A 7,725-nucleotide genomic window follows, 5' to 3' on the forward strand; every position below is an offset into this window, starting at 1 on the left:
GGGCGGCGGCGCAGCTGGGTTCGAGGACGACTCAGCCGGGGCGGGAGGGCCTCCGTCGGGGCGGGGAGGGCTTTGACCTGGGGATCGGGAGCGTCGGAACCCCCGGCCGTCGTGCTGGGGTGTTCAGCGACAGGGGATGACGTCTAACCGCCGATCTGGAGCATGACGCCGTCCTCCTCGATGGCGGCGTTCGGCTTCAGGTTGAATGTGATCGACCGGAAGGGCGTGGGCCTGCTGATGCGAACGCTGCCGTTGGAATCGGAAGGCGCGGTGGCCGTGGCATTCTTCGCCACACCCACGACCACGTTGTTGTTCTCGACGGTGAAGTCTTGGTCGCCACTGAGCTTGGTGGCGACGGTATCCACCGGAAGCGTCAGGATCGAGCCGAGCGATCCCAGGTAGAAGACGGCATCATGCACTTCGGCACCGAAGTCGACGGTGAACTCAGGATTTTCCGGCTTGCTCTTGAGTTCTATCGCGTCGGACGTGGGCAGCGATGGATCGAACGACGATGTTCCGAATCCGGTGTACTCCTCGTTGAGATCCGTTTCCCTCAGGGGTCCGCGGACCGTCACCGTTCTGCCGTCCATGGCCCCGGTCGCCCTTTGATCACTATCGCGGGACGTCCAGTCGACGAACGCGTGTGTTTCTGTTGCCATTGCCTCAGCCTTCCTGACGCTCTGACCATCCGAAATCAAAAGGGTCTACTGCGGGGTTCCCATTACGTACGGCCCACCCGGTCCCACCAGGGCACCTGTCCTCTCACCCACGGCTGCACCCAACTGCGCTCGGCATTCCAGGGGAGAGCAGTTGGGCCGCACAGCCGGACGATGTCCTGCCGCCAGACGTCTTTCTTCCAGAGTAGTGAGATATGCAATTCACGCCTCTCGGGGCCGTAGGGGGCACCCGACGTCCGATCAGCGCGCCTTGCCGAACGCGGCGCGCAGCCGAGCCCCGTTGAGGGGAAAGGCGGCTGCGCCGATGGCGAGCGCGCAGGTGGCCTGGAGCAGGACGAACCACGCCGGCAGGGTGCCGGGGAGCACGTCGATGGCGATGATCGCGGGAGGCACGACGAGCGAGATGATGCGCATGCGCAGGTAGGCCCAGCGCGCTCCGCGCGCGGCGCGGCCGGTCAGCCAGTAGGCGACGGCGGCGCTCGCGAACACCCCTGCCGACCGGCCCCACATGAACGAGGTCACCGCGTGCCCGGTCATCGCGAGGACGGCGACGGTGACGAGGACGCCGACGCCGAGCAGGCCGTACGCGGCGACAAGAGCCCTCACCGTCCCGAAGGCCTGCCGGGTGTGCGGAGATTCGAAGCGACCGGCACCGGCCGCGGTGTGCGTATGGGCTGTGGTGTACGTAGTGGTTTCCATGCTCAGCGACGCTACGAAGCGCTTGGCCGACGCGGTATCGGCCTGGACCCACGGGTGGGTGGGGCCAGCCCCACTCCCCGGCTGACCAGGGCAGCAGCGGGCTCCGCGCGGTGCACAGTGAAAGCACCGAACGGCAAGCGAGAGGGAAGAGGAACATGAGACAGCTGGGTTCGCGGTGGGCAGGCGCCGCCGTGGGATTCATACGGGCGTGCGTCGTGGGGTTCCTACGGGCGTGCGTCGTGGTGGTCGTCAGCATGCTGGTACCGGCCGTGTGGGCCGCCGCCGTGGGACTGGGGATCTGGTGGGGCGCGGGCAACCCGTGGTCGTGGGTGGCACCGTGCGTGCTGGTGACCGTCGGCGCGCTCACCCTGTCCCGCCCGGTCTGCCAGCTGGTCCGCTTCCTCGTCGCGAGGTGGACGGCCACCGCCATCCCCGCCGGATACCGGCAGGCCGGGCCGGTGACGCGGATGTCCACCGGGTACTGGTGGAACGGCTTCAGCTACGAACGGACCAGCCGCGACGCCCTCCTGGACCAGAAGTGGCGCCTCCGGTGGCGCGACCCCGCCAACTGGCGCGACCTGCGGTTCACGGCGGTCGTGCCGCTCACCGCGGGCGTGGTCGCCGCCCTCCCGCCGGCCGGGGTGGCCGCGGCGGTCCTCGGGCTCGGCCGGCCGGAGCCGGTCGCGCGCGTCGTCGGGGCGCTCGGCCTGGTGTTGGCCGTCGCCTCCGCCCCGTACGCCTGGCGGCCCCTCCGGCCGGTGGCCGTCCGCTTCCTGCGCCCGTCGCCCGCCATGGAACTGGCGGACCGCGTCGACGAGTTGACCGCCCAGCGCGCGGACACCACAATCGCGCAGGCCGCCGAGATCCGCCGGATCGAGCGGGACCTGCACGACGGGGCGCAGGCCCGCCTGGTGGCGCTCGGGCTCGCCCTGGCGACCGCGGAGAAGCTGATGCGGACCGACCCCGACCAGGCCCGGGAGCTGCTGCGGGAGGCGCGGGCCGGCGCCGCCGCCTCGCTGGCCGAGATGCGCGAGCTGGTCCGGGGGATCAGCCCGCCGGTGCTGAACGAGCGGGGGCTCGTCGACGCCGTCCGGGCGCTCGCCCTGGACAGCCCGCTGGACGTGGCCGTCACCGCTGACGCCCCCCTGCACCTGGACCCGCCGATCGAGTCCGCTGTCTACTTCGGCGTCGCCGAACTGCTGACCAACGCGGTCCGGCACGCCCAGGCATCCCGGGCACGTATCTGCCTCACCCGGGACGAGGCCGGCCTGGTCGCCGAGGTCGAGGACGACGGCCGGGGCGGCGCCGACATCCGGTCCGGCGGCGGACTCGACGGCCTGCGCCGCCGTCTCGCGGTCTTCGACGGCACCGTGGAAATCACCAGCCCCTCGGGCGGCCCGACCCGTGTCACGATGGCGGTGCCATGCGAATCGTCGTAGCCGAAGACCTCTACCTCCTGCGCGACGGGATGGTCCGCCTGATCGAGGCGTGCGGGCACCAGGTGGTGGCGACGGCGGCCACCGGACCCGAGACGCTGGAGGCGCTGCGGACCTGGCGCCCGGATGTGTCCGTCATCGACGTCCGCATGCCGCCGAACCAGTCGGACGAGGGCCTGCGGGCGGCCCTCGCCGCCCGCAGCGAGATGCCCGGACTGCCGGTCCTCATCCTCTCCCAGCACGTCGAGCAGCTGTACGCCCGGGAGCTCCTGGCCGACGGCTCCGGCGGCGTCGGCTACCTCCTCAAGGAGAGCGTGTTCGACGCCGACCAATTCCTCGACGCCCTGGAACGCGTCGCGGCCGGCGGCACCGCCATGGACCCGGCCGTCATCGCGAAACTGCTGTCCACCGGCTCCCCGAACCAGAGCCTCGACCGGCTCACCGAACGCGAACACTCGGTACTGGCCCTCATGGCCGAGGGCCTGTCCAACCAGGCGATCGGCCACCGCCTCTTCCTCAGCGAAGGCACCATCAGCAAGTACACCACCTCCCTGTTCGCCAAGCTCGGCCTTACCGACGACGACAACAGCAACCGGCGCGTGCGGGCTGTCCTCGCTTACCTGAACAAGCCTTAGTCGACCGCGCCCGGTCAAGCGTCGCCCTGGACCCGGGCATGAAGGTGCATGTCGTGCCAGCCGTCCTGTTGCAGATGGGCGCTGCGGCGGGTGCCCTCCAGGAGGAAGCCGGACTTGGCGGCGACCCGGCAGGAGGGCTCGTTGGCGGTCGAGTGGGCGAGTTCGAGGCGGTGGAAGCCGGCCTCGTCCAGCGCCCAGGCGGCCAGCGTGGCGAGGGCGCGCGGGGCGACGCCGGTGCCGCGGGCGTGCGGCAGGACCCAGTACGCGCACTCGGCTTCGCCATGGTCCAGATCCATCCGGCGCAGGCCCGCCCGGCCGAGGATCTCGCCGCCGGCGGCCCGGGTGATGGCCCACTGGGCGTCCCGCTCCTGCTCCCAGGAACGATGGGCGGCCGCGATCCACTCCCGCGCTTCCGCCGGGGACGTCACATGGTGCATGTGCCAGCGCCGGATCTCTTGGTCCTGGTAGGCGGCTTGCAGGACGGGGGCGTCGGCCGGCTCCCAGGGGCGCAACAGCAACTCGCCGCCGGGTGAGGGGAGAGAAGGCTGCGGGGCGGCCGAGAGGGATCCGGCGGCCAGGGCGGGCGTGATCGCGAGAGGCATGGGCGGCATCATCTCCCTGCCCCGGCGTGCGGCGCCACGGTGTGCGGCCGCGCACACGACGCACCACCGGCCCCGTCTCGCCCGCGGACGCACCCCCGCGACGGGGACCGGTCCCACGCCCGGTCCCCGTCCCACGCCCGGTCCCGGTCCCGCTCCGTCAGTCGAACCAGCGCGCCCGCCCCAGCTCCTCGCCCCGCTCCGGGTCCTCCAGGAGGGCCGCGACCTCGAAGCGGCGGGGCCACTGGCCGGCGGCCCAGACCAGGCCCGCCGCCACGCCCTCCAGGGTCGCGGCGTGCACGGTGCCGTCCGGGGTCCGGCGCCAGTCCAGTTCGGTGGGGCCGTCGGGGCCGTCGACGAGCAGTTCCTCGTGCTCCAGGTACGACTCGGGGGTGGTGGCGCCGAGCAGGACCCGTACGACTTCCGGCACGTCGTGGCGTACGCCCTGGGAGCGCACCCCGGCGGCGAGCGCCTCGCTCAGCCGCGGTACCTGGAGCAGCTCCGTCAGCGCGGCGGCGCGGCCCGGGCGCACCGGGAGCAGGGCCAGGTCACGGGCGAGCGGCAGCAGATCCGGTGCGTCGGCGACCACCGCGTCGGCCGCGTCCACCACCCGGACCTCGCGGTCGACCACGGCGCGCAGCTCGTCGGGCAGGGTCACCTGATCGGGGTCCAGGCCGGCCAGCATGCCGTAGAGGGCGTGCAGTTGGGCGGTGCCGACGGGCAGGTCCGGGTCGGCGAGCCGAGAGAGCAGCTCCGCCGCGCCGCCCGGCTCGTCCAGGAGCGCGGAGACCGAGGTGCGCACGCCGAGCGCCCGCAGGACCTGCGCGTCGACCTCCCCCGCGTCCGCGGACTCGTACAGCCCGGCCAGCAGCGGGTCACCGCCGGCGGACCGCAGACCGGCGGGCCAGCGCCCGTCCAGCACCGGGTGCCCGCGCAGCCACCAGGCGGTGTAGGGGCGGACGGACTCGGTGGTGCCGTCCGGGAGCAGGACCCGGACGGGCGCGGTCAGGGCGTCGCGCAGCGGCGGCTGGGACAGCATCGCCAGCACCTGGGGCCAGGCGTCGTCGTCGACCAGGTCGAGGTCGCGGACCGCGACGAGTTCGGTCACCACCGGCGGTACGGCGGTCTCCGGCAGCGCGTCGAGGATGTCCTCGCACCACACGTCCACCGCGTCCAGCAGGCCGACGTCGTCCGGCTCGGCGAAGTCCCCGTCCCGCGGCTCCATTTCGTCCGGGTCGAGCACGACATCGGTGGCCCGGACGAGCGCGAAGGCGGCCATGACGCCCACGGCCGTCAGCGGCTGCTCGCCCCACCGGTCGGCCAACTCCCCGTCACAGGCGGCGAGTTCACCTTCCCGGATGACCCGCTCGAAGTCGCTGCCCGGGTACACCAGTTCGCCGGCGGGCGCCAGCTCACCGTCCTCGTCGGGCAGCGCGAGCGCCCCCAGCCAGGGCTCGTCGCCCGGCGCGAGGTTGGCGTCCCGGACCAGGCCGAGCACCGTCTCGGCCAGCTCCTCGGCGCCCAGCGGGGCCCCGCCCGGCTCGTCGGCGAAGACGTCGTACGCGTCCTCGTCCGCGTCCAGCGAGTTCGCCACGGCCGCCCGCACCTGGGGCGTGGTCAGCACGGCGCGCGGCGCGGCCGGGGTGGCGCCCAGCTTCTCCAGCAGCGGGTGCACCGCGTCGGGGTGGGCGACCTTCAGCCCCAGCCGGGCCAGGGTGCGGTGCCGTGCCGCGGCGTCCTCGTCGGGGCCGGCGGCGGGCTGCGGCAGCAGCACCTGACGCGGCCCGATCGTGGTCCGTACGGTGCCCTGCACCCCGCCGGGGCCCTGGCCCGCGGTGCCCGCCAGCGGCACCGGCAGTCCGCTGAGCCGGTCCGGGTCGGTGCCGGCCAGCGCGTCGTAGAGCCGCCACCACCAGCCGGGCGAGCGTTCGACGCCCGCCAGCCGGTCGACCATCTCGCCGAGCGGTACCCGGGCCACGCCCAACGCCCGCAGCTCCGGGCGGCGTTCGAGGCCGGCCGGCAGCAGGCTCGGGAACAGCTCGGCCAGCACCCCGACGGTCGCCGCGCCCGCGCCCTCCACCAGCTCGGCGTCCACCGGCCGCAGCACATAGCGGTCCACGCCGCCGTCGCCCTCGTCCCACTCGCCCGCCGCCGGCGCCTCGGGCTCGGCCCGCACACCGTCGCGCGGCGCGCCCGCGCTCGGCAGGAACCGCACCCGCGGCAGCAGCTCCAGCACCTGGCGGCGCAGCTCACCGTCCAGACCGCCCTTGCCCAGCGGCCCCGGCACCAGGTCGAGGGTGCCGACCGACACCGGCTGCCACTCGCCCAGCAGCGACGCGTAGGCCGCGGCCGCCCGGCCCACCAGGAAGTCTGCGAGCGGGCCCGGGGCGACATGCCGCCGGGTCGGCTCCAGCGGGAACGAGGCGATCAGCAGCGCGGGCAGGCCCAGCGGCTCGTCCGTCGGCGTCGGCGCGTGGACGACCGGCGCCGTCCCCGGCCGGGCCGGTGCGCCGGCGTCGTCCACCGGCACCGCCCAGGTCACCGACCAGACCGGCCGCAGCCGCTCCTCGACCGGCCGGTCCGCCAGCAGCGCCGGGTCCAGCGGACCACCGTCGCTGGCCACCCGCCACCGGGTGGCGCCCCGCGCGCTGTCCTCGATCAGGACGTACGGACCGTCCTGCCGGCGCCGCAACTCCCGTACGCCCTCCGGGGTCTCGACCACGACCTCGGCCAGCCCCGGCAGCGTCAGCAGCAGCGCCGCGTCGATCCCCGCCAGCAGCCGCTCGGCGAGATCCTGCGCCGCGACGTCCCGCAGCGGCAGCACGACGGCGGTGTCGTACCCTTCGGGCGCCCCGCCCTCCGCGGGCAACGGCAGCCGCAGCAGCGGGACGTGCCCGTCCCGGCGGCGCAGCTCGCCGCCCAGGCCGGGGCTGTGCGCCGCCACCTCTTCCGCCATCGCCCGGGCCTCGGCCAGCGACCAGCGCACGCCTCCGGTACGGCCCACCAGCGCCGGCTCGTCACTCACGGACAGCACCGCGGCGAAGCCCACACCGAACCGGCCGACCGCACCGGCCGCCACACTGGTCTCCCGCTTCGCGGAGGCCCGCAGCGTCGACAGCGACTCGACGCCGGTCGCGTCGAGCGGGGCACCGGTGTTGGACGCGACGAGCACGGCGGGGGCGTCGCGGTCGGCCGCGTGCAGGGTCAGCCGGAGCCGGCCGGGGACACCGGCCCGGGCCGCCGCGTCCGCCGCGTTCTGCGCCAGCTCCACGACGAGCCGGTCACGGTAGCCGCCGAGCGCGAGGTCCTCCTCGGCGTTGGCATCCTCCCGGAACCGGGCGGGCGACGCGGCCCAGGCATCCAGCACCCCACGCCGGAGCCGGCCCGTCCCGAACGGATCTCCGGCCGCGCCTCGCACCCAGGACGTAGCTGTCACTGTCCGTCTCCCTCATATGTCGGTGCGCCCGACGGTATCGCCCCACGTTGCCGGGTTTCGCGCCGTGTCCGTCCTGTGGTTCGTTCCCCGCCTCCGGCGGGAGCGGGGTTGGTTGTGGGGTGGGGCCCCACTGCGTGTGTGGTGGGTGCCGGGGGCAGGGGCTCCGGGGTGTGTTGTCGGACTGCTTCGCTTTACGTCCGACAACACACCCCTCCGCCCCTGCCCCCTCCCGTAGCGATGGGG

The 7,725-nt window shown here is 74.0% G+C and carries 6 protein-coding genes; 2 read left to right on the forward strand and 4 right to left on the reverse strand.

The window, feature by feature from the left end; all coding sequences use genetic code 11:
- Positions 1-143: 143 nt before the first annotated feature.
- Together EST54_RS32405 and EST54_RS32410 are read right to left on the reverse strand one after the other, a co-directional pair.
- A complete protein-coding gene (locus EST54_RS32405) occupies positions 144-659 on the reverse strand; it encodes a hypothetical protein (protein ID WP_129251259.1) in 516 nt (171 codons plus the stop codon).
- 258 nt (positions 660-917) lie between these two features.
- The gene (locus EST54_RS32410; RefSeq protein ID WP_129251260.1) at positions 918-1,376 is read right to left on the reverse strand and encodes a hypothetical protein; all 459 of its coding nucleotides are present in this window, start codon (positions 1,374-1,376) and stop codon (positions 918-920) included.
- A gap of 155 nt (positions 1,377-1,531) precedes the next feature.
- Between EST54_RS32410 and EST54_RS32415 the strand changes: the two genes are divergently transcribed.
- Together EST54_RS32415 and EST54_RS32420 are read left to right on the forward strand one after the other, a co-directional pair.
- The gene (locus tag EST54_RS32415) at positions 1,532-2,815 is read left to right on the forward strand and encodes a sensor histidine kinase (RefSeq protein ID WP_129251261.1); all 1,284 of its coding nucleotides are present in this window, start codon (positions 1,532-1,534) and stop codon (positions 2,813-2,815) included.
- Entirely contained in the window at positions 2,800-3,447 is a 648-nt protein-coding gene (locus tag EST54_RS32420; protein ID WP_129251262.1) for a response regulator transcription factor, read from the forward strand. The genes EST54_RS32415 and EST54_RS32420 overlap by 16 nt, the downstream gene beginning before the upstream one ends.
- 14 nt (positions 3,448-3,461) lie before the next feature.
- On the opposite strand, the gene EST54_RS32425 is transcribed toward EST54_RS32420, so the two are convergent.
- Both EST54_RS32425 and EST54_RS32430 read right to left on the reverse strand, forming a co-directional pair.
- A complete protein-coding gene (locus EST54_RS32425) occupies positions 3,462-4,049 on the reverse strand; it encodes a GNAT family N-acetyltransferase (RefSeq protein WP_129251263.1) in 588 nt (195 codons plus the stop codon).
- Between the two features lie 157 nt (positions 4,050-4,206).
- On the reverse strand, positions 4,207-7,413 hold the full coding sequence (locus EST54_RS32430; RefSeq protein WP_372448255.1) for a sacsin N-terminal ATP-binding-like domain-containing protein: 3,207 nt from the start codon (positions 7,411-7,413) through the stop codon (positions 4,207-4,209).
- Positions 7,414-7,725: the final 312 nt, after the last annotated feature.

It is taken from the genome of Streptomyces sioyaensis, assembly GCF_004122735.1.
GTDB classification, from domain to species: Bacteria; Actinomycetota; Actinomycetes; order Streptomycetales; family Streptomycetaceae; genus Streptomyces; species Streptomyces sioyaensis.

What these genes read in the sequence shown, in the direction of transcription:
- EST54_RS32420 (WP_129251262.1), top strand. Translation starts at nt 2,800, where the DNA reads ATGCGAATCGTCGTAGCCGAAGACCTCTACCTCCTGCGCGACGGGATG.
- EST54_RS32405 (WP_129251259.1), bottom strand. Translation starts at nt 659, where the DNA reads ATGGCAACAGAAACACACGCGTTCGTCGACTGGACGTCCCGCGATAGT.
- EST54_RS32415 (WP_129251261.1), top strand. Translation starts at nt 1,532, where the DNA reads ATGAGACAGCTGGGTTCGCGGTGGGCAGGCGCCGCCGTGGGATTCATA.
- EST54_RS32425 (WP_129251263.1), bottom strand. Translation starts at nt 4,049, where the DNA reads ATGCCTCTCGCGATCACGCCCGCCCTGGCCGCCGGATCCCTCTCGGCC.
- EST54_RS32410 (WP_129251260.1), bottom strand. Translation starts at nt 1,376, where the DNA reads ATGGAAACCACTACGTACACCACAGCCCATACGCACACCGCGGCCGGT.